The 22,064-nt window shown below is 67.8% G+C and carries 19 protein-coding genes; 15 read left to right on the top strand and 4 right to left on the bottom strand.

Going from position 1 to position 22,064, the window contains the following annotated elements:
• The first annotated feature begins 12 nt into the window (after positions 1 to 12).
• Positions 13 to 828, top strand: a complete 816-nt coding sequence (locus AVP41_RS07385; protein ID WP_067162566.1) for a hypothetical protein — start codon at positions 13 to 15, stop codon at positions 826 to 828.
• A 226-nt stretch (positions 829 to 1,054) separates the two neighbouring features.
• Positions 1,055 to 2,374, top strand: coding sequence for an ISL3 family transposase (locus AVP41_RS07380; protein ID WP_442922776.1), 1,320 nt, complete (start codon positions 1,055 to 1,057; stop codon positions 2,372 to 2,374).
• A 195-nt stretch (positions 2,375 to 2,569) separates the two neighbouring features.
• Here AVP41_RS07380 and AVP41_RS07375 read toward each other — a convergent pair whose 3' ends face one another.
• Complete coding sequence (locus AVP41_RS07375; RefSeq protein WP_067162565.1) at positions 2,570 to 2,764, bottom strand: hypothetical protein; 195 nt, start codon at positions 2,762 to 2,764, stop codon at positions 2,570 to 2,572.
• Positions 2,765 to 3,094: 330 nt separating this feature from the next.
• Between AVP41_RS07375 and AVP41_RS07370 the strand changes: the two genes are divergently transcribed.
• From AVP41_RS07370 to AVP41_RS07315, 12 genes are all read left to right on the top strand, one after another.
• The gene (locus tag AVP41_RS07370) at positions 3,095 to 3,604 is read left to right on the top strand and encodes a hypothetical protein (RefSeq protein WP_157532401.1); all 510 of its coding nucleotides are present in this window, start codon (positions 3,095 to 3,097) and stop codon (positions 3,602 to 3,604) included.
• A gap of 1,225 nt (positions 3,605 to 4,829) precedes the next feature.
• Entirely contained in the window at positions 4,830 to 5,564 is a 735-nt protein-coding gene (locus tag AVP41_RS07365) for an ATP-binding cassette domain-containing protein (protein WP_067162561.1), read from the top strand.
• Between the two features lie 6 nt (positions 5,565 to 5,570).
• A complete protein-coding gene (locus AVP41_RS07360) occupies positions 5,571 to 6,830 on the top strand; it encodes a DUF7224 domain-containing protein (protein ID WP_157532400.1) in 1,260 nt (419 codons plus the stop codon).
• Positions 6,827 to 7,405, top strand: a complete 579-nt coding sequence (locus tag AVP41_RS07355) for a hypothetical protein (RefSeq protein ID WP_067162556.1) — start codon at positions 6,827 to 6,829, stop codon at positions 7,403 to 7,405. The genes AVP41_RS07360 and AVP41_RS07355 overlap by 4 nt, the downstream gene beginning before the upstream one ends.
• Positions 7,406 to 8,092: 687 nt before the next feature.
• Positions 8,093 to 8,923: an aldo/keto reductase gene (locus AVP41_RS07350; RefSeq protein WP_067162554.1), complete on the top strand. Its 831-nt coding sequence runs from the start codon at positions 8,093 to 8,095 to the stop codon at positions 8,921 to 8,923.
• Positions 8,924 to 9,029: 106 nt separating this feature from the next.
• Complete coding sequence (locus AVP41_RS07345; protein ID WP_157532399.1) at positions 9,030 to 9,272, top strand: hypothetical protein; 243 nt, start codon at positions 9,030 to 9,032, stop codon at positions 9,270 to 9,272.
• 183 nt (positions 9,273 to 9,455) lie between these two features.
• Positions 9,456 to 11,183 carry an ABC transporter ATP-binding protein gene (locus AVP41_RS07340; RefSeq protein ID WP_067162550.1) on the top strand — a complete coding sequence of 576 codons (1,728 nt, stop codon included), beginning with the start codon at positions 9,456 to 9,458 and terminating at the stop codon, positions 11,181 to 11,183.
• Complete coding sequence (locus AVP41_RS07335; RefSeq protein ID WP_067162548.1) at positions 11,180 to 13,243, top strand: ABC transporter ATP-binding protein; 2,064 nt, start codon at positions 11,180 to 11,182, stop codon at positions 13,241 to 13,243. The genes AVP41_RS07340 and AVP41_RS07335 overlap by 4 nt, the downstream gene beginning before the upstream one ends.
• A complete protein-coding gene (locus tag AVP41_RS07330) occupies positions 13,240 to 14,034 on the top strand; it encodes a sulfite exporter TauE/SafE family protein (protein ID WP_067162546.1) in 795 nt (264 codons plus the stop codon). Before AVP41_RS07335 ends, AVP41_RS07330 begins: the two co-directional genes overlap by 4 nt.
• Positions 14,035 to 14,099: 65 nt before the next feature.
• Complete coding sequence (locus AVP41_RS07325; protein ID WP_067162544.1) at positions 14,100 to 14,546, top strand: FAS1-like dehydratase domain-containing protein; 447 nt, start codon at positions 14,100 to 14,102, stop codon at positions 14,544 to 14,546.
• Positions 14,543 to 14,950, top strand: coding sequence for a MaoC/PaaZ C-terminal domain-containing protein (locus tag AVP41_RS07320; protein ID WP_067162542.1), 408 nt, complete (start codon positions 14,543 to 14,545; stop codon positions 14,948 to 14,950). Before AVP41_RS07325 ends, AVP41_RS07320 begins: the two co-directional genes overlap by 4 nt.
• Before the next feature lie 2 nt (positions 14,951 to 14,952).
• A complete protein-coding gene (locus tag AVP41_RS07315; RefSeq protein ID WP_067162540.1) occupies positions 14,953 to 16,089 on the top strand; it encodes a UDP-N-acetylmuramate dehydrogenase in 1,137 nt (378 codons plus the stop codon).
• A 44-nt stretch (positions 16,090 to 16,133) separates the two neighbouring features.
• Here AVP41_RS07315 and AVP41_RS07310 read toward each other — a convergent pair whose 3' ends face one another.
• The 3 genes from AVP41_RS07310 to aceA form a co-directional block, all read right to left on the bottom strand.
• Entirely contained in the window at positions 16,134 to 17,351 is a 1,218-nt protein-coding gene (locus AVP41_RS07310; RefSeq protein ID WP_067162538.1) for a pyridoxal phosphate-dependent aminotransferase, read from the bottom strand.
• 93 nt (positions 17,352 to 17,444) lie between these two features.
• Entirely contained in the window at positions 17,445 to 19,073 is a 1,629-nt protein-coding gene (aceB, locus tag AVP41_RS07305) for a malate synthase A (protein WP_067162536.1), read from the bottom strand.
• Between the two features lie 41 nt (positions 19,074 to 19,114).
• Positions 19,115 to 20,422: an isocitrate lyase gene (gene aceA / locus AVP41_RS07300; protein WP_067162534.1), complete on the bottom strand. Its 1,308-nt coding sequence runs from the start codon at positions 20,420 to 20,422 to the stop codon at positions 19,115 to 19,117.
• A 151-nt stretch (positions 20,423 to 20,573) separates the two neighbouring features.
• On the opposite strand from aceA, the gene AVP41_RS07295 reads away from it, so the two are divergent.
• Positions 20,574 to 22,058: a helix-turn-helix domain-containing protein gene (locus tag AVP41_RS07295; RefSeq protein WP_067162894.1), complete on the top strand. Its 1,485-nt coding sequence runs from the start codon at positions 20,574 to 20,576 to the stop codon at positions 22,056 to 22,058.
• Positions 22,059 to 22,064 lie beyond the last annotated feature (6 nt).

Below are 22,064 nucleotides of genomic sequence, written 5' to 3'. Positions count from 1 at the left end.
GAGGAGAGAGCAATGGTGGTGGGCTCAGGGTGGGGTCAAGTTGTGGAGGTGATCCAGCGCGACCTGTTTGATTGGTTCGCGTCGATCTGGATTCCGCTCTTCGTGGGAGTGGCGACCGTTGTCGTCTCGATTGCTGCCCTGGTCGCGTCTTCTCGGGCGACGAGTCTTGCGCGTGAGGTGGAGCGGCAGAGGGACGCTGCGGAGAAGGAGCGTGCTGCTGAGGCCCAGCGTCGCCGACTGATCGACATGTCCGTTGAGGAGGCGCGCGCACTTCACCGGTACGTGATTGAGACGCTCAAGCCCAGGTGGCCGGGTCGCGGGCGGCTTCTCAGCGAGTCTTCGCCTCCGAAGTCGCCCCTGGAACAGGCTCGAGACGACGCTCGCGTGATGCTGGAACAGAGCATCGTCCCGGGAGCGCAGGCGCTCCTCAAAGTCACGGAGCGCGACCTCGAGCTCCGGTGGGAGTATCTGCCAGAGTCTGCGGAGGAAGAGGACGAGGAGCGCGCGGAGGCGGAGAGGAAGCAACTGCAGAACGACCGCATCGCACGAACGTTCGCACGTATCCGCGAATGGGCCCTCGATCCTGAACAGAGTGAACGGCAGATTGTCCTTGCCCTGAACTTGGCGACGCGAGATCCTGAGCGATACCTCGCGTCGGCGCGGCGCGAACAGGACAAGACGACGGAATGGCGAATGACCGATTACTGCCCGGAGTGCGGCGCTGTCGCCGACGTGACCCGCAACCCCGACCGATACACCCTGCCCCCGTTCCACGGGGTCTGCCGCAAATGCGGTCATGAATGGAACTTCACCGAGGGGCGATCGTGAACGTCGCCTAAGCGTTGCGTGATGCGGTACCTCTGGGGCGGCCGCGGCGGATGGCGGGTTCGATTCGGAGTACCGCCTTGCTCATCACTTCGGTGACGCCGTCGACGTTGGTGGCTCTTCGGACATCCGGTGGGGTGAGGGTGGCCGGGCGGTGATTCGGCGGTAGGGGTCGAGGTCCCCGAGGATCAGAAGCGCTAACTCTCTGATTCCGACCGAGGACCTCGACGTGCTTCACCCTACTTCGGGGTGCGCTGACGCGCGCCCCGCCGACTGTCCGTGTGCCCGCTGCGACCTGCTTCTCGGCCTCGACGGTGTCCATGTCGAGCACGTCGAGCGTCGCGACGGACTTCTTGTGGTGACCGTTTCGACTCCGGCGTCCCCGACGGGCTGCCCGGGGTGCGGCGTGCTCGTGACGAGCCGTGGTCGGCGCCTTCGGGTGCTGCATGACGTGCCGGGTGTGACGCGGGTGAGGGTGGTGTGGCGGCAGCGGATGTGGCGGTGCGGCGAGTCCGGCTGTCCGCGGAAGACGTTCGTGGAACAGGTCCCGTCGCTGGTCGCGCCGCGCGGGTCGATCACGAAGCGCGCCGTCGCGTGGGCGATCGGGCAGCTGCGTCGCGAGCACGCCACCATCCAAGGACTCGCCCGGCAGCTCGGGACGTCGTGGAAGACGGTGTGGCGGGCCGTCGAACCCGAACTGGTCAAGCTCGCGGCGGACGAGTCCCGGTTCGAGAATGTCACCAGCCTCGGCGTCGACGAGCACGTCTGGCATCACGTCGACCCGCGCCGACGGGGGCCGAAGGAGCTGACCGGGATGGTCGACCTCACCCGCGACAGCCAAGGGAAGACGCGGGCCAGGCTGCTGGATCTGGTGCCCGGTCGATCCGGGAAGGCGTACGCGACCTGGCTCGGTGAGCGCGGCGACGCGTTCCGGAAGCAGGTGAAGGTCGCCGCGTTGGATCCGTTCGCCGGATACAAGACCGCGATCGACGACAAGCTCGACGACGCCGTCGCCGTCCTCGACGCGTTCCACGTTGTGAAGCTCGGCACCGCTGCGGTCGACGAGGTCCGCCGTCGCGTTCAGCAAGACACCCTCGGGCACCGCGGACGCAAGGGCGACCCGCTCTACGGGGTGCAGACCATCCTGCGCGCCGGGGCCGAGAACCTCACCGAGAAGCAGCGGGTGAGGCTGACCGCGGCGATGGAAGCCGACCCCGCGCACGACGAAGTGTTCGTCGCTTGGCAGTGCGCGCAGCAACTCCGCTCCGCCTACCACCAGGGCGATCTGGCCGCGGGGCGGCGGATCGCTGAGCAAGTCGTCGACACGTTCCACACCTGCCCGATCCCCGAGATCGCACGACTGGGCCGCACCCTCCGCCGCTGGCGCGACGCGTTCCTGGCGTACTTCACGACGGGGCGATCATCGAACGGTGGCACCGAGGCCGTGAACGGGATCATCGAGCTCCACCGCCGCCTCGCCCGCGGCTACCGCAACCGGCACAACTACCGGCTCCGCATGCTCCTCGCCGCCGGCGGACTCACCCCATGACCCCCACCGGATGTCCGAAGAGCCACGTTGGTCCGGGTGGCGACGCGGTCCTGGTCGATCCACGCGTAGATGCGGGACTTGTGCCGGCCGGTGAGGACGGCGGCCTCAGCGACGGTGTTCCACTCCCTGGCCTCAGACACGCGCGCCCCTCAGGATCGCCCGGTAGTGGCTGTTGACCGCCTCGATCTCGCTGGGTTAGGCGGTGCGGAGCGCGTTGTACAGGGGCCACCCCGCACCCACGTCCACCACCCCCACCAAGTAGATCTCGTCGACGAACCGACGGTCGAATCCGAGTTCCTCGAGCCCGTAGCAGGCTCGCCCCCAGCTGCGGTGATGACGGTGCTGCTTCAACAGACAGACAGCGATCTTCTGCGGCAAGATCGTGCTCATGCCGGATCACCCGGTCCAAGGGACTCGGCGAATCACTCCAGTTCGGCCATCGCTTTGGGTGCGTTCATTACCGATGGCGCCACCACCTCGGCGAGCGTTGCGCGCCAGGCGCGCGGCAGTCTCCACGCCGCGGGCGTGATGCGAACCGCATCCGCTGTGGTGCCCTCACGCGAGACCGGGGCCGAGGCGTGACGACAAAGCCTTGTTGGTCTACGTGCCCGGCACAGTCGCGGTCACTGAACGACGCGGCGATCACGATGCATCGGTTGCGCGGTGCGGTCATGATTGCTCCTGTTCGTTGGGGTGGGTGGGTCCCGATAGAGTGCGGGCATGCAACGTTCGAGAGCAGCGGTGCTGGCTCTGGGGGCCGTCTTCATGTTCTCCCTGGCCGGTTGCGCCCCAACCCCGCCCGTGGGGTCCACCGGTGTGGGCGAACCGACGACGGCGGTGAGCGCTCCGAGTGCGGCTTGCGGGAAGGCATTCGATAGGGCGGCTGCCGCCATCCGCATGCACTACGACACTCATCCCCTCTACGGTCCCGAGTCCGACAAGCTCTACGAGAACGGGTTGACGGACGCTGAGCAGAAGCAGCTCTCGAAATGGATCGCTGACGACGAAGCCAAGTACGCGAAGATCATCGACCCCGTCTACGAGAAGTGCGACGGGTGGGAGGATCTCTACCGAGCCGCCTACGCGCAAGGGCCCGATTCTGAGTGGTCGCTGCACGGCAATGTGACTGTTTCGGATGAGCAGCTGCGCGAGTACTTCGTCGTTTCGTACTGCCTCGGCAAAGAGGACCGACGCGCCTGCGCTGACTTCGTCGCGGACGACTGGCGATAGGTCGCATCCAATCCATCCGCGTCTCCCGGTTGGAGGTGCTTGTCGCGCCCAGCTGCTTGGCGGAGGACAGCACCAGAGCTCCCGGACACTCCGGCCGATCTCGAAGGCCGGCGCGTAGCGCACGAACGGCTGCGTAGGTCAGGAATCTGCTGCGGCTGAGGGGGCTCTGCTTTTCCGCCTTGCGGTACGGCTCGTCGGCGTACTCAGGTGCTGCCGCGAGCCGGGTCGCCAGCACGGCTCCTTTATCACGCACTTAAGTGACCTGCTACCTCGCGAAGAACTTCTCGTCAGAGCCTTCGAGAAGTTGCAGTAAGGGCGCACATTGCGGCCCGCGGCACAGACATAGTGAGCGGACTGCTAACCTGCATCGATCGTACTCAGGTCGGAGTGCATCAATCGTGCGCTACAGAATCTCACTTTAGCCTGGAGCTCCGCTCGTGCCAAGCCTGGAATCGCAGCGCGGCCGGGCTGTCGAGTGAGTGATATCGGATGCTCGACTCGTTTATGATTCAAGAAGTAGCCTGTGGGACAACGCCTTCTTGCAGAGGGTGGAACCTACGATGAGATCCTCAGAGAGGCGGTAGCACACGATGCTGGACAAACGACTCGGAAAACGCCGCAGGGTGGCCGCCCTGCTCGCCTCCACGGCGCTTCTGTGGGGGCTTGCCAGCACCCCGGCGGTGGCCGCCGGGTTCACCTCAGAAATGAGTCGCGTCGCCACCGGCTTCTCGTCGCGATGGTGGAGCGAAAACGGGACGGAATCGGCGGCTACGAGGGTGCGGTACAGTGACTGCCTAAACGTTAGCGAGATCGACTGGAGAGCCGTTTTCGGCAAGGTGCGTGTTCACCTCTGGCGCGACAACGGTATTTTCCCGGATCACAACCACGGGCGTGTAACAAGCAACTGTAACAACACTTGGGCGAGTTGGGGCAGGATGACGAGCGCCGGTAGCTATAAGTGGACTGTGGGTCAGGTGTGGAGCACAGACAACGGGATCGACTATGTGTGGAAGAACGCGCACAGATTGACCGTACCGGCGCTGCGTACAGAATGGTGAAGAGTTCGCGGGCGTTGATTGACGCTGTCGACGCGGTCCGATGAAGACGGAGGGCCTGGAGTGTCTCACTATGCCTAATGGGGTGCATCGAGTCGCGGACACGACGTTCGCTTGTGAGACCATGACCCCGTGGACAGATCGTCCCAGGGAAGTCGAGAGGCAGGCGCATGCTTGAAGCGACGGTCGCCGACTTCGGATATCGGCGGCGTCGGTCGACTCTCGTCGATGTCGACGTGCAGTTGAGCGCCGGTCGGACAGTGCTGCTCGGGCCCAATGGGGCGGGGAAGACGACGCTGCTGAAGGCCCTTGCCGGAGCGGTCGGGTATCGCGGATCACTGTCGCTCGACGGAGTAGCGGTGTCGCCGCGCACGCGGCGTCCGGAGACGTTTCGACGGGCCGTCGGCTGGCTGCCGCAACGGGTGATCCCTTTTCCGAACCTGACGGCCCGTGAGCACGTGGCCTACGTCGGATGGCTGAAGGGCATGCGGGCGTCGGATGCGTGGACCAGGGCGGAGCGGGCGCTCGCGATGGTCGGACTGACCGCGGAAGGTGCGGCGCGTGCCCACACTCTTTCGGGCGGGCAGACGCGTCGGTTGGGGATCGCGGGTGTGCTTGTGCATGATGCGCGATATCTGCTGTTGGACGAGCCGACGGCGGGGCTCGATCCGAACGAACGCGACCGCTTGGTCGAGGTCCTTCGCTCGATCGAGATAGACAGGGCCGTTCTGGTATCAACGCACGACACGGACACGTTGATCGATGGTGAGTCTCGGATTCATGTGCTGGTGGACGGGCGGTCGCGATTTGTCGGCCCATACTCGTCGTTCGTCTCCGGGCACGAGGGTGGGTCGGAGAGTATGCAACTGCGGCAGGCGTATGCAGCAATGGTGCGGGCGGACTGAGTCTGGATGAGGTCACCGCTTCCTCTTCGTCGCCGAGCGATCCTGTGGCTGCTGCTCCCTGCCGTCCCCCTGCTGGTAATCGTTGCCCAGCTTTCTCCTGCACTGCTGGTCTTGGACTGGTGGACGTGGATCGTTGCGCATTCGGTTCTGTTGATCATCGTTCCAGCGGCGGTCGCTTCCACGGGAGCGGCGCTCGACGCGGCTCGGCTTCGAGTGCGCCGGGAGGAGAATGCGCTTGCTGTTCGCGCCCCGGCCCGTATTCTGCTTGATGCGTTCTGGCCGAACTACGTCGGCGGCGTCGCCGCTCAGGCTGTGGCCGTCGTGATCGTGGCGTTCAGCGCTTCGGGGGGCCAGGGAGCCCCGCCGTGGGGTCTGATCGGAGCGCTGCTCGCGATGCTCTTCTTCCACACGGCGCTGGGACTGATGTGCGGGAGTGTTCTTCGCCCGGTGTTCGCGATTCCTGCCGCGTTGGCGGCCAGCTATGTCTGGCTGGGATTCACCGGGGTGGTGGACTGGTTCGAGCTTCGCCACCTGGCGGGGCTCGTGTTGGAGACGTGCTGCTTCTACGACCAGCAGCCCGCAGCCAGCTCGATCGCCTCGGTCAGCGCGTTCTCCGTGCTGGCGGGAGTCGGCTTGATCCTGTTGGCATCGGCGGCGTTGCGGATTCCGGTGATCTCCACCGCCACGGCTACGGCCGCGGGCTCGTCGCTGATGGCGGTCGGTTTCGTGCTCGGTGTTGTGGCCGCGCAGGGCCTCGGGCCGAGCGCGGCGGAGGCTCGCGACGAACGCGATCTCACCTGCACGCAGGCGGCGGTCACGGTCTGCCTCTACCCGGAACAGTGGGATCCGGCCGTCGTGAGAAGCGTGCAGACCATGGTTCAGCGTGTGATCGATGCCGGCGTGCCACTGGCCACCAGAGTCGTCGCCACGCGCGAGCCCGAGGATCGAGGAATCCTCCCGTTCGGGTTCATCCCGGGGATGACGACGGAGGAGATCGCCACCTCGCTTGCGGGTGCGATCCCTGATGGGACGTGTGAGGCCGATGATGAAGAACGATCGCTGGCGCGGAGCGCGGCGCTCTTCACCACCTACGGCTGGTTGGAGGGGACGTTGCTCGGCACCCCGGGTGCGGGTTCCTCCGCCGACGATCCCGAGTCATACCTCGACGTGCTCCTGGAGCGGTCGCCGACGGAGCAAGCGACGTGGATCAACGCGGCCATCGCCTCCCTCGGCGACTGTGGCACGCTCCCACCGGGGGCTCCGTGAGACTCGCGTTCAAGACCTCCCGCACCACCTGGATCGCCGTCGTCCAGGCGACTCTCGCCCTTATCGGCTCGGGCTTCGGCGCGATCATCGTCGGTCTCCCCGGCCCCGGCGGCGACGCGCCGCTCGCGCTGCTGATCGCGCTGCTGGCCACACTGCTGATCGCCCCCGGCATCGTCCACACGTGGCCGAAAGACCGCACCGTGCCCTCCCGGAGCGCGGGCGTCATCGCGCTCCTGATCGTGCTGGCGCAACTCGCTCCATCGCTGCTGATCGCTGTCGTAGTCGGTGTGAGTGGGGGCCCCGCGGGCCCGTCCTACGCAGGCATACTTCTCTGGCTGCTCGCGATCCAGTTCACCGCAGGAGTCATGGTCAGCTCCACCTACCAGGGCGTCGCACCCGCGCTGTACATCCTTCTTTGCACGTTGTTCGGGCGAATCGACTCCGTCGTGCAGCCCTGGGCATGGCCTCTGGCGGGCATCAACCCTGCCCTCTCCCTCTTGCTCGGCGGAACCGCCTTCGTTCTCGCCAGCACGCTCCTGGCGGTCGTCGGCCTTCATCGGTCCACGCCGAACTAGCGTCTCGCGCCGTTGCCCTCGGTAGAGGTCACACCGATCCGCCAGGCCGAGCCGACGGAGACGAATGAAAACGACGAATGAGAACCCTGACCGGTGCCGATGACCCCGGCGAGAGCCCCCACGTCGCCGAGGTCATCGCGTGGGCCAGGCGTTCGCAGGCCGATCTGCGTCCTTTTCCTCTCCCCAGGGGGAACGCTCACGCTGAAGGGCCAGCGTAGGTGAAGCCGCCGACGCTTCCGAGGGTATTGACGAGGGTGCTGCGCTGCCGGTATGCGCGACACGACCCTGACGCCACGCGCAAGAGCCGTGCATCCCGCGGAGCCTTCCCCTAGCCTGAAAGTGCGGGCCGATTTCGCAGAAGACACTCCCCCCGTGTCGTGAGGAGTTCCCCAGCTCCGAGCATGGCCCGCCAGAGCCCTCTCGGCCCTCGTGCTTTGAGAGGGCTCTGCTGAGCGGGGGCTCAGCACGCCGGGAAGAGATCTTCCGCGTTTCGCGTAATGAACCTGCCTGTTCGGCATCTCTTCCTCTGGGCGTCGAGTTGTTCGGCTGACGCTCCTACGGCTCGGGGTCGTGCGTCGTTATCCGGGGGGAGGCGGCGCACGGCCCCGGCCACCTCTTGGTCGTGGCCGGTTGCGCTCTGCGACGCGTGCCGCCCCGCACCCGACCGAGAGGTGCCAGGCTGGAGGGATGACGATTCCGAACATCACCCTCAACGACGGTCACACGATCCCGCAGCTCGGCTTCGGCGTGTTCAAGGTCGATCCCGCGGAGACCGAGCGGATCGTGAGCGAAGCGCTCGCCGCCGGTTACCGCCACATCGACACCGCCGCCGTCTACGGCAACGAGGAAGGTGTCGGCCGCGCCATCACCGCCAGTGGGATCTCCCGCGACGACCTGTTCGTCACGACGAAGCTGTGGAACGCCGACCAGGGCACCGACTCCGCGCGCGCCGCGCTGGCGACGAGCCTCGACAAGCTCGGCCTGGACCACGTCGACCTCTACCTCATCCACTGGCCCCGCCCCGATCTCGACCGGTACGTCGCCTCGTGGCAGACGCTGGAGCAGCTGCGCGAGGAGAAGCTGACGCGTTCCATCGGCGTCTCCAACTTCCACCGTCCTCACCTGGAGCGGCTGCTGGCCGAGACCGACACCGTGCCCGCGGTGAACCAGATCGAGCTCCACCCCGCGTTCGCGCAGCGCGAGCTCCGCGCCTTCGGCGAGGGGAAGGGAATCCGCACCGAGGCGTGGGGGCCGTTGGGGCAGGGGAAGTACGACCTGTTCAGCGAGGAGCCCATCCGGCGTGCGGCCGAGGCGCACGGGGTGACCCCGGCGCAGGTCGTCATCCGCTGGCACCTGCAGAGCGGCATCATCGTCTTCCCCAAGTCGTCGACGCCCGAGCGGATCGCTCAGAACATCGACGTGTTCGGCTTCGAACTGAGTGCCGAGGAGGTGGCGGCGATCGACGGTCTCGACCGTGGTCAGCGCGTCGGGGCCAACCCCGACACCGCCACCTTCTGATGCAGCGGTGACACCGGGCCCGGCAGTTGCCGCTGGCAGGCTGGACCTGGTATCACTGGATATCGACGGGATGGGGGTCCCGTGCATCGATCACTGGGGGGATTCGATGAGCGATATCACGTTGGTTCCGGCTGCCTTCCGCTGTCCTGACCACGACAATGTCGAGCTGCTCACGGAGCGGGTCGTCGACCAGGTCGACCGCGAAGCGCAGTGGTTCACCGACCGCACCTCCGAGACCTTCCGGGTCTCGGTGGTCTGCCCGGGCTCTGGTCACGACCAGCTGCCGCATCGGCGCGTGTTCGACGGACGGTGGACGCGCACGACTGCCGCGGTACCGCGCGTCGCCTGATCGATCGCCGAGGAGTGGACCCGCCTCACGCTCCGTCCAGAGGCGCGGTCCACTCCTTGCGGCGCGCGCAGACGGCGAATGCGCATGCTGACAGCGAACACCGGCCGATCCGGCTCCGCCGGTGTCGGAGGACGGCGCTAGCATGAACCGTTCTCCCCCCACGGCCTATCTCGGAGGTGCGGCATGCTGGGCAGGCTGCTGGTGCGCTATCTCAAGACGTACAAGTGGTTGTTGGTCGGTGTCCTGGTGTTCCAGTTCGCCTCGGCGATGGCATCGCTCTACCTGCCGCGCCTGAACGCCGACATCATCGACAAGGGTGTGACCACGGGCGACACCGCCTACATCTGGACGCACGGCATGTTCATGCTCGCCGTCGCCCTCGGCCAGATCATCGCCTCCGTCATCGCGACGTACTTCGCGGCACGAGCCGCGATGAGCGCCGGTCGCGACATCCGGCGCGACGTGTTCCACAAGGTGGGCGGCTTCTCGGAGCGGGAGGTGTCACGCTTCGGCGCCGGCACGCTCATCACGCGCAACACCAACGACGTGCAGCAGGTCCAGATGCTCGCGATGATGGGCGCGACGATGCTCGTCACTGCGCCGCTGCTCGCCATCGGCGGCATCGTCATGGCGCTGCAGCAGGACGTCGGGCTCAGCTGGCTGATCGGCGTGGCCGTGCCCGTGCTGCTCGTGGTCGCCGGACTCATCATCAGCCGCATGGTGCCGCTGTTCCGGCAGTACCAGCACAAGCTCGACGCCGTGAACCGCATCATGCGCGAGCAGCTGACCGGCGTCCGGGTGGTGCGTGCATTCGTGCGTGAGCGCATCGAGGAGGAGCGCTTCCGCGGCGCCAACACCGACATCATGGTCGTGGGACGGCGGGTCGGCTCCCTCTTCGTCCTCATGTTCCCGCTGGCCATGCTCGTGCTGAACATCACCGTCGTGGGGGTGATCTGGTTCGGCGGCATTCAGGTCGACCAGGACAACGTGAAGGTCGGTACGCTCTTCGCCTTCATGCAGTACGTCGGCCAGATCCTCATGGGCGTGCTCATGGCCACCTTCATGACGATCATGATCCCGCGAGCGGCGGTCTCGGCCGACCGCATCGGCGAGGTCCTGGACTCCGAAGACCAGCTGACGCGTCCCACCAACCCCGTGCAGACGTTCCCGACCCCGGGCTCCGTCGTCGTCGACGATGTGACCTTCACCTATCCGGGTGCCGAGGCCCCGGTGCTCCAGGGGTTGAGCTTCCGCGCCGACCCGGGGGAGACGGTCGCGATCGTCGGCTCGACGGGTGCGGGCAAGACGACGCTCGTGTCGCTCATCCCGCGGCTGTTCGACGTCACCTCGGGCTCGGTCCAGGTGGCCGGGGTCGATGTGCGCGACGCCGACCTCGATCTCCTCTGGAAGGGCATCGGCTACGTGCCGCAGCGTTCCTTCCTCTTCACCGGCACCGTCGCCTCCAACCTCCGCTTCGGCCGGGAGGACGCCACCGACGAGGAGCTGTGGCGAGCGTTGGAGATCGCGCAGGGCAAAGACTTCGTGTCCGAGCTCGACGGCGGGCTCGAGGCTCGCATCGCCCAGGGCGGCACGAACGTCTCGGGTGGTCAGCGGCAGCGTCTGGCGATCGCCCGCGCCATCGTGCACCAGCCCGACATCCTGGTCTTCGACGACTCTTTCTCCGCCTTGGACGTCGCGACCGATGCGCGATTGCGACAGGCGCTCTGGCGGGAGTTGCCGCACGTGACCAAGATCGTCGTCGCCCAGCGCGTGTCGACCATCACCGATGCCGACCGCATCGTCGTCCTGGAAGACGGCCGCATGGTGGGGCTCGGCACCCATGAGGAGCTGCTGGCCGGCAACGAGACCTACCGAGAGATCGTCGAATCGCAGCTGGGGGTGGACGCATGAGCGCGCCCGACACGTCGTCCGACGCGACGATGACCGAAGAGGAACGCCTCGAGAGCGAGCGCGCCGAGCAGGCGCGACTGACCTCCGGCGACTGGGACTCCGTTGCGCCGGGCAAGGCGGCCAACTTCGGCAAGAGTTTCGCGCGGATGATCGGACTCCTCGCCCCGCACAAGTGGGCCTTCATCTTCGTCTCCACGCTCGGCGCCATCGGTGTCGTCCTCGCGGTCATCGCGCCCAAGGTGCTCGGTGAGGCGACCAACTTGATCTTCGAGGGCGTCGTCTCGCGCTCGCTCACGGAGTTCTTCGCTCCGGGCACCAGCCAGGCGGCCGTCGTCGAGGCGCTGCGCGCGTCGGGCGACACCGATCGCGCCGACATGGTCGCCGCGATGCACGACTTCCAGGTCGGGGCCGGCGTCGATTTCGACCGGCTCCGGTGGGTCGTGGTCGGAGTGCTCGCGATCTACGTGGTCTCCTCCATCCTGACGTGGCTCCAGGGTTACGTGATCAACGTGATCATGGTGCGGTCGATGTGGCGTCTGCGCGAAGACGTGGAGGCCAAGATCAACCGCCTCCCGCTGTCGTACTTCGACCGGGTGCAGCGAGGCGAGCTCATCTCGCGCGTCACCAACGACATCGACAACATCACCCAGACGATGCAGCAAGCGCTGTCCACCGCGGTCACCAACATCCTCACGGTGGTGGGCGTGCTCATCATGATGTTCTCGATCTCGTGGCAGCTGGCGATCGTCGCTCTCATCGCTCTCCCGCTGATGGCGGTCGTTTTCGGCGTCATCGGTCCCCGCTCGCAGAAGGCGTTCGCGACGCAGTGGAAGAAGGTCGGCCGCCTCAACGCCCGTGTGGAGGAGTCGTTCTCGGGTCACGCGCTCGTGCGGGTCTACGGTCGCGAGGAGGACGCTCGCGAGCGGTTCCAGGAGGAGAACGAGGAGCTCTACCAGGCCGCCTTCAAGGCCCAGTTCCTCTCGGGGCTGATGATGCCGTCAATGATGTTCATCGGCAGCCTGAGCTACGTGGGCATCGCTGTGCTCGGCGGTCTCATGGTGGCCTCCGGACAACTGCGTCTCGGCGACGTGCAGGCCTTCATCCAGTACTCGCAGCAGTTCACCCAGCCGCTCTCCGAGCTTGGCGGCATGGCGGCCGTCGTGCAGTCGGGCACGGCGTCGGCGGAGCGGGTGTTCCAGCTCCTCGATGAGCCCGAACAGGAGCCCGACGCCGGGGACTCGCCCGAGCTCGCGCCCGGACGCGGCGTCATCGAGTTCCAGAACGTCGCTTTCTCGTACTCGCCCGACAAGCCGCTGATCCGCGATCTGTCGTTCCGCGTCGAACCCGGGCAGACCGTGGCGATCGTCGGACCGACCGGCGCCGGGAAGACGACGCTCGTGAATCTCTTGATGCGGTTCTACGAGCTCGACGGCGGCCGCATCCTGCTCGACGGTCAGGACATCGCCGAGCTCACCCGCGACGAGGTGCGCTCGCGCACGGGGATGGTGCTGCAGGATCCCTGGCTGTTCGCGGGGACTATCCGCGAGAACATCCGCTACGGCAACGAATCGGCCACCGACGACGAGATCGTCGATGCCGCGGTGGCCACGCGCGTCGACCGGTTCGTGCACTCGCTTCCCGACGGCTATGACACGGTCCTCGATGAGGACGCGGCGAACGTCTCGGCCGGTGAGAAGCAGCTCATCACGATCGCGCGCGCGTTCGTCGCGCAACCGGCCGTGCTGATCCTCGACGAGGCGACGAGCTCGGTCGACACCCGCACGGAGTTGCTGCTGCAACACGCGATGTCGGCGTTGCGCGAGGGGCGGACCTCGTTCGTCATCGCGCACCGGTTGTCGACCATCCGCGACGCAGACCTGATCCTCGTCATGGAGCACGGCGACATCGTCGAGAAGGGCAGCCACGACGAGCTGATCGCCGCGCAGGGCGCCTACTGGCGGCTGTACCGGTCGCAGTTCGAGAAGGCCGCGGTCGATGACCACGTGGAGCAGCTCGCGCGGGCGGACGCGGAAGCGGGAGAGTCGGAGACGACGGCGTGACGGCGGCGGTTGCTCGTCGCTCGCCCCGTTTCGTCCTCTCGTGCATCGCGATCGGCCTGATCGCGGGGCTGCTGTCGGGTCTGTTCGGGGTCGGCGGCGGAACGGTGATCGTGCCGATGCTCCTCCTGCTGCTGCACTTCGACCAACGGCTCGCGGCCGGCACATCGCTCGCGGCCATCGTGCCGACGGCCACCGTCGGGGTGGTCTCCTACGCGATCCACGGGTCTGTGGCCTGGATTCCCGCCCTCATCCTCGCGGCGGGGGCCGTCGTCGGAGCGCAGATCGGCACCTGGCTTCTGGCGCGCCTCCCGCAGAACGCGCTGCGGTGGGGGTTCGTCGGCTTCCTCCTCGTCGTGATCGTGATGCTGTTCGTCGTCGTTCCCTCGCGCGACGCGGAGCTGGAGCTGACGTGGCTCACCGGTCTGGGGCTCGCGGGTCTCGGCGTCTTCACGGGGATCATGGCCGGGCTCCTCGGCGTCGGCGGCGGGGTGATCGTCGTTCCCGCCCTGATGTTCCTCTTCGGTACCAGCGACCTGATCGCCAAGGGCACGTCGTTGCTCATGATGATCCCCACCGCGATCTCCGGGACGATCGGCAACGTCCGCCGCGCGAACGTCGACCTGCTGGCAGCCGCCCTGATCGGGGTCGCCGCGTGCACCACGACCGCCGTCGGCGCGTGGGTGGCCACGCTCCTCGACCCGTTCGTGTCGAACATCCTCTTCGCCGCCTTCCTGCTGTTCATCGCGTCGCAGCTGTCGGTGCGCGCCTGGCGTGCGCGGCGTCGGGACTGACGGGACGGGGAGTTGTCACGGGATCGGCCGGCGTCGGCCTCCGGCCGCGTCGATAGACTCGACGGGTGCCTGTGAATCCTGAACTGGTCGGTCGTGAGTTCCCACCGACCCCTCCGTATCTGGTCGGACGTGAGAAGGTGCGGGAGTTCGCGCGCGCCGTGTTCGCGACCGATGCGCAGCACCTCGACCCCGAGGTGGCCCGCACGCTCGGATACGCCGACGTGGTGGCTCCCCCCACGTTCGCCATGGTGATCCAGGACCTCACGCTGCAGCAGCTGCTCGCTGAACCCGACTCGGGCATCGCCCTCGAGCGCACCGTGCACGCCGAGCAGCGGTTCCGCTATTCGCGACCGATCGTCGCCGGTGACGAGCTGACCGCTCGGCTCCAGGTGACAGGGGTGCGCCCGTTCGGCAAGGGCGCGATGGTGACCAGCGAAGCAGAGATCTCCGATGCGGCGGGCGATCACGTCGTCACCGCCGTCTCGGTGCTGCTGATCGGAGGAGAAGAGTGAGCGCGCTCGAGATCGGATCGGTCGTCGCCGAGAGGTCGGTGCACCTCACCCGCGAATCGCTCGTGCGCTACGCAGGGGCCTCGGGCGACTTCAACCCCATCCACTATCGCGACGATGTCGCCGAGCGCGTCGGGCTGCCCGGCGTCCTGGCCCACGGAATGCTCACGATGGGGCTCGCCGTCGAGACGATCGTCGAATGGTTGGGTGACAGCGGCCGGATTCTCGAGTACGGCGTTCGCTTCACCCGCCCCGTCGTCGTCGACGCCGAGAACGGCGCAGACCTGACCGTCGTCGCCAAGGTCGGCGCCCTCGACGAGCAAGCGGCGCGGATCGACCTGACGGTCTCGCACGGTGACACCGTCGTGCTGGGCAAGGCGCAGGTGCGCGTGCGCCTCGCGGCCTGACGATGACCGAGATCGAGCCTCGCCCTCTCGCCGAGCTGACGACGCTGCGTGCCGGTGCGACGCCGCGGCGGATGGTGGAAGCCCGGACGCGCGACGAACTCGTGGCGCACCTGCGCGACCTGTGGAGTGAGGGCGAGCGCGTGCTCGTGGTGGGTGGCGGCTCCAACCTGCTGGTCGGGGACGAACCGTTCGACGGCACAGTCGTGCTCGTTCGGACGCAAGGGCTGGAGGTCCTGCCGTCGGAGCGCCCCGGCATGCTTCGCGTGAAGGCCGAAGCCGGCCACGACTGGGACGACCTGGTCGCCTTCACCGTCCGGTCGGGGCTGCAGGGCATCGAAGCGATGTCGGGTATCCCCGGAACCGCCGGCGCGTCTCCCGTGCAGAACATCGGGGCCTACGGTCAGGAGCTCGTCCAGACTCTCGTCGAGGTGGAGCTGCTCGACCAGGACACCCACGAGGTCGTGGTCGTCCCCGCCGCCGAGCTCGAGCTGGGTTTTCGCACCTCGGTGCTGAAGGCCCACTACGGAGACGCGGCCCGGCGTGACGCGGTCGTGCTGTCGATCACGCTCGAGCTGGCCCAGGTCGGTCACGCCGAGATCCCCGTCGCCGGTGCGCAGTTGCGGCAGTCCCTCGGGCTTCCCGCGGATGCGACGGCCTCGCTGGCGTGGATCCGCGACACCGTGCTCGCCACGCGCGCCCGGAAGGGGATGGTCCTCGATCCGACCGATCCCGACACCTTCAGCGCCGGATCGTTCTTCCAGAACGCGATCGTGTCGGCGGCCTTCGCACGCACTCTCCCGCCCGAGTGTCCGCGGTGGCCCGTTTCGGTCGACCTCGATCCGATCACGGTGATCCCTCTCGACCGCTATGACGGCATCGTCCCGGCGCCCGCGACGCAGGAGCCCGACGTCAAGGTGAGCGCGGCGTGGCTCATCGAGCACTCGGGCCTGCGGAAGGGCTTCTCCCTGCCGCGGTCGCGCGCGGGCCTGTCGACCAAGCACGCGCTCGCCCTCACCAATCGCGGCGGCGCATCGGCGGGCGAGCTCGCGCAGCTCGCACGGTTCATCCGGGGTCGGGTGCAGTCGGAGTTCGGCCTCGTGCTGCAGCCGGAGCCGGTGCTCGTCGGCGTCGAACTGTAATCGCACCCCACGGCACCGCGCCGGCACCGCACGGCACCGCGGCGTCAGGCGAAGAGCGACTGCAGCCGCTGCACGCCTTCCCGGAGCGCGTCGTCGCCGAGGGCGTACGACAGCCGGAGGTATCCGCTCGGGCCGAACGCCTCGCCGGGCACGACGGCCACCTCCGCCTCGTCGAGGATCAGGTCGGCCAGCTCCAGAGAGGTGGTCACCGTCTTTCCCCGCCACTCGCGTCCGAGCAGGCCACGGACGTCGGGGTAGACGTAGAAGGCGCCGAGGGGGTTCGGCACCGTGACCCCCGGGATCTTCGCCAGCTCCGACACGATCAGGCGCCGACGCCGGTCGAACGCCTGCCGCATCTGCTCGGCCTCGTCCTGGGGGCCGGTGAGGGCGGCCAGGGCGGCGCGCTGCGCGATGTTGTTGACGTTCGAGGTCAGGTGCGACTGCAGGTTGGCGGCGACCTTGATCGCGGCGCTCGGCCCCACCATCCAGCCCACGCGCCAGCCCGTCATGGCGTAGGTCTTCGCCACGCCGTTGACGAGGATCGTCTGGCCGGCGAGCTCCGGAACCGCCTCCACGATCGACACCGCGCGGACGCCTTCGTAGACGAGGTTCTGGTAGATCTCGTCGCTGATGACCCAGATCCCGTGCTCGAGAGCCCACTGACCGATCGCGCGGGTCTCTTCCTCCGTGTAGACGGAGCCGGTGGGGTTGGAGGGTGAGACGAACACGAGCGCCGTGGTCTTCTCGGTGCGGGCCGCCTCGAGCTGCTCGACGGTGACCTTGTAGTCCTGGTCTGCGCCGGCGAACACCTCCACCGGCACGCCGTCGGCGAGAGCGATCGCCTCGGGATAGGTCGTCCAGTACGGGGCGGGGAGCAGCACTTCGTCACCGGGGTTCACGACCGCCTGGAAGGCCTGATAGACCGACTGCTTCCCGCCGTTGGTCACGATGACCTGCGAAGGGGCGACCTCCAGGCCCGAGTCGCGGAGGGTCTTCGCCGCGATCGCCTCGCGGAGCACCGGCAGGCCCGCGGCGGGCGTGTAGCGGAAGTTGGCGGGATCGTGCAGGGCTTCGGCCGCGGCGTCGACGATGAACTGCGGCGTCGCGAAATCGGGCTCGCCCGCGGCGTAGGAGATGACGGGTCGACCGGCGGCCTGGAGTGCCTTCGCCTTCGCGTCGACCTTGAGGGTCGCCGATTCGGCGATGGCGCTGAGCTTCGCGGAGACACGGGGCTGACGAGGAGAAGAAGCGCTTTCGGTCACGCTCTAGAGCGTAGTCGTCCCGCGTGCTCGCCACCGCCGTGCGACGCCGCCGGACGGGGCCGAAGACCCGCGCCCGGCGCCGTCGCCTCGGCCTCACCCCTCGCCGAGGAAGCGCGCGTACGCGGGGACGGTCAAGAACGCCGGGAAGTCCTGCCCCAGCGCCACCTCTCGGAAGATCTCGGCGGCGTCGTCGAACCGGTCGCCGTCGGTCCGTTCCACCTCGCCCAGCACGCGCGTGATGAGAGCTTCCGCGAGCTCGCGCGTGATGGGCGTGCCGTCGTCGGTCACGCGATCCTGGTGGATCCACTGCCACACCTGGCTGCGACTGATCTCCGCCGTGGCGGCATCCTCCATCAGATTGTCGATCGCGACGGCGCCCTGCCCCCGTAGCCATGCTTCGAGGTAGCGGATGGCCACCGAGACGTTGCCGTACACGCCGGCGGTGGTGATGGGAAGGCCGATGTGGACGTCGATCAGCTGCGACGCGGTGACCGTGACGTCGGGGCGCTGGCGCGACACCTGGTTGGGGTGCTCGCCGAGGACGGCGTCGAACTCCGCCTGAGCCACGGGAATCAGGTCGGGGTGGGCCACCCACGTGCCGTCGAAGCCGTCGCCCGCTTCTCGCCGTTTGTCGGCGGCGACCTTCTCGAACGCCTGTGCCGTGACCTCCGGATCGCGCCGGTTCGGGATGAATGCGCTCATCCCGCCGATCGCGAAGGCGCCCCGCTTGTGGCAGGTCTGCACGAGCAACTCGGTGTAGGCGCGCATGAACGGCACCGTCATGGTCACCTGGCTGCGGTCGGGGAGCACGAATCGTGCGCCGCGTCCGCGGTAGTTCTTGATCATCGAGAAGATGTAGTCCCACCGTCCCGCGTTCAAGCCCGCGCAGTGGTCGCGCAGCTCGAACAGGATCTCCTCCATCTCGAACGCGGCCGGCAGCGTCTCGATGAGGACCGTCGCACGGATCGTGCCGTGCGGGATCCCGAGGGCCTGCTCACTGAAGGTGAACACGTCGTCCCACAGCCGCGCCTCCTCGGCCGACTCGAGCTTGGGGAGGTAGAAGCAGGGCCCCACGCCGTTGTCGATGAGCGCCTGCGCGTTGTGGAAGAAGTAGAGACCGAAGTCCACGAGGGAACCCGAGGCAGCCAGGCGTCGTCCGTTCCGGTCGGTGAACTCGATGTGCTTCTCGGTGAGGTGCCAGCCGCGCGGACGCATCACGATCGTGGGCGTGCGCTCCGCCGTGACCTCGTAACGCTTCCCCTCCGGCGACGTGAAGGTCAGCTGTCCGCGGATCGCGTCGAACAGCGAGAGCTGGCCTTCGATCACGTTCCGCCATGTGGGGCTCGTGGCGTCCTCCTGATCGGCCAGCCACACCCGAGCCCCGGAGTTGAGCGCGTTGATCGTCATCTTGGGGTCGGTCGGCCCCGTGATCTCCACGCGGCGGTCGTGAAGCCCGGGTCCAGCCCCCGCGACGCGCCAGTCCGGATCGTCCCGGATGTGGGCGGTGTCGTCGCGGAAGCGCGGGTCGTGCCCGTTGCCGATCTCGAACCGGCGACGCATGCGGTCGGCGAGCCGGTCGTGGCGGCGGCCGGCGAAGCGCAGGTGCAGGTCGCCGACGAAGGCGAGGGCGTCGGGGGTGAGGATCTCGTCGTACCGGTCGCGGAGCGTCCCGGTGACGGTCAGGGTGGGTGCGGGCGCGGTGCCCGTGGCGGTGGGGGTCATGGCCCTGCCTTTCTGTGCGTGTGGAGTCGGGTCGAGCGGGCTCAGTGGAACTGCGCGGTCTCGGTGGAACCGGCCAGCGCCAGCGTGGTGCTGTCGGGGTTGAGCGCGGTCGAGACGAGGTCGAAGTACCCCGTCCCGGCCTCCCGCTGGTGCTTGGTGGCGGTGTAGCCGCGGGATTCGGCGGCGAACTCCGCCTCCTGCAGGTCGACGTAGGCGCTCATGGCGCGCTCGGCGTAGCCTGCGGCGAGATCGAACATGGAGTAGTTCAGCGCGTGGAAACCGGCCAGCGTGATGAACTGGAACGCGTAGCCGAGCTCGGCGAGCTCCTGCTGGAAGCGCGCGATCTGCGCGTCGTCGAGGTGGCGCTTCCAGTTGAAGCTGGGGGAGCAGTTGTAGGCGAGGAGCTTTCCGGGGAACTGCTCGTGGATCGCGGTGGCGAAGGCGCGGGCCAGCTCGATGTCGGGTTCGCCCGTCTCCACCCACAGCAGGTCGGCGTAGGGGGCGAAGGCGAGCCCGCGACTGATGACCGCCTCCAGCCCGGGACGCACCCGGTAAAAGCCCTCCGACGTCCTCTCGCCGGTCGTGAAGGCGCGGTCACGCTCGTCGACGTCGCTGGTGAGCAGGTCGGCCGCCAGCGCGTCGGTGCGGGCGATGAGGACGGTCGGGACGTCGGCGACGTCAGCGGCGAGACGCGCGGCGTTGAGCGTGCGGATGTGCTGCTGCGTAGGCACGAGCACCTTGCCGCCGAGGTGGCCGCACTTCTTCTCGCTCGCCAACTGATCCTCCCAGTGGATGCCCGCCGCGCCGGCCTGGATGAGCGAGAGTGCCAGCTCGAACGCGTTGAGCGGACCGCCGAAGCCGGCTTCCGCGTCGGCGACGACCGGCGCGATCCAGTCGGTGCCGCTCGTGCCTTCCGCATGCTCGATCTGGTCCTGCCGCAGCAGGGCGTTGTTGATGCGGCGAACCACCGACGGCACCGAGTTGGCGGGATACAGGCTCTGGTCGGGGTAGGTCTGGCCGGCGAGGTTGCCATCGGCGGCGACCTGCCATCCCGACAGGTAGATCGCCTTGAGGCCGGCCCGCACCTGCTGCACCGCCTGGCCGCCGGTGTACGCCCCGAGAGCGCGGACGTACTCCTCGGTGTGGAGGAGGTTCCACAGGTTCTCGGCCCCGCGTCGCGCGAGGGTGTTCTCCTCGCGCACCGATCCGCGGAGGCGGATCACATCTTCGGCCCGGTACGTGCGCTCGATGCCGTCCCAGCGGGGGTCGGTGTCCCAGCTCTCCTGGAGCTCGGCGGCGGTCTGTGTCTGGTCGCCGGCGCGGAGGCCGGGCGTGTGTGAGGTGGTCATCTCTGTCTCCTTCGTGGGCCCGCCGTGCGGGAGGGCTGCGAGCTCCGGTGCTCGGGTGGTGGATCCACTGTGCGTGAAGATCTGAGCCCAGACAGACCATTTCCTGTGTGAAGATTGCGCGTATTTCTGTTTTCGTGGCATGCTCGCGCTCATGACGATCGAAGAAGCTCGGCAGGGTCGACCCGGGGGCGATGCCCCGACGGTCGACGCCCTGACCATCGGACGGCGCATCCGTCACCTTCGGACGGCGCGGAAGATGACCCTCGACGATCTCGCGGCGGCGGTCGACCGCGCCCCCAGCCAGCTCTCGATGATCGAGACCGGGAAGCGAGAACCGAAGCTCTCGCTGCTGCAGGCCATCGCCCGCGCCCTCGGGGTGACCATCGACGCCGTGCTGGAGGCGGAGCCGCTCGATGACCGCACCTCGATGGAGATCGCCCTCGAGCGGGCGATGCGCGGCCCGACGTTCCATGCGCTGGGCATCACCCCGTTCCGCATCGGGAGGTCCGTCCCCGACGAGGCGCTCGCCGCCCTCCTGTCGCTGCAGCGCGAGATCGAACGCCTGACCGACGAGCGATCCGCGACGCCCGAGGAGGCTCGACGGGCGAACGTCGATCTGCGCCACCTGATGCGACGGCAGGACAACTACTTCCCCGAGCTGGAAGCGCAGGCGCGGCAGATCCTCGACGCAGTCGACCATCCTGGCGGACCGCTGACGCAGCGCACCGCGTCGGACATCGCGGCGCACCTGGGGTTCTCGCTGCACTACGTGGCCGATCTTCCCGCGTCCACCCGCAGCGTCGCGGATCTGCGTCACGGTCGGCTCTACCTCTCCTCGACCGTGCCGGCGAAGGGAGACTCCCGCACCGCCGTGCTGCAGGCGCTCGCCAGCCGCATCCTCGGACACAGCGAGCCGCGTTCCTACGCCGACTTCCTCCGTCAGCGCGTGGAGACGAACTACCTCACCGGCGCGCTCCTGGTTCCCGAGGCCCACGCCGCGCCGTTCCTGCGCGACGCTAAGGAGCGGCGCGCGATCTCGATCGAGGACCTTCGCGATGCGTACTCGGTGTCGTACGAGACCGCGGCGCACCGGTTCACCAATCTCGCCACCGAGCACCTCGGCATCCGGGTGCACTTCCTCAAGGTGCACGAATCGGGGACGATCACCAAGGCGTACGAGAACGACGACGTCAACTTCCCCGCCGACCGGCTCGGATCGATCGAGGGGCAGCTGTGCTGCCGGAGGTGGACGAGCCGGGTCGTCTTCGACATCCCCGACAAGTTCAACCCGTACTACCAGTACACCGACACCGGACAGGGCACCTTCTGGTGCACCGCACGCGTCGAGGCCTCCAGTGAGGGGGCGCACTCGGTCAGCGTCGGGGTGAGATTCGACGACACCAAGTGGTTCATCGGTCGCGAGACGGCCAATCGCGGCATCTCCCGGCATTCCGTCGAGGTGTGCTGTCGCCGCCCTCCCGCCGAGCTCGAAGGAGCGTGGCGCGACCAGGCGTGGCCGAACGTCCGGACCCCTCGCACGCTTCTCGCAACCCTTCCGTCCGGGTCGTTCCCCGGCGTCGATACCACCGACCTCTACGAGTTCCTCGACGCTCACGCCCCTCGCGCCGAGGCTTGAGCGGAG

Source organism: Microbacterium sp. TNHR37B (genome assembly GCF_001620065.1).
In the GTDB taxonomy this organism is placed as follows: domain Bacteria; phylum Actinomycetota; class Actinomycetes; order Actinomycetales; family Microbacteriaceae; genus Microbacterium.
The sequence above is the reverse complement of the archived record's forward strand: the minus strand, read 5'-3'. Positions and strand labels throughout refer to the sequence as shown.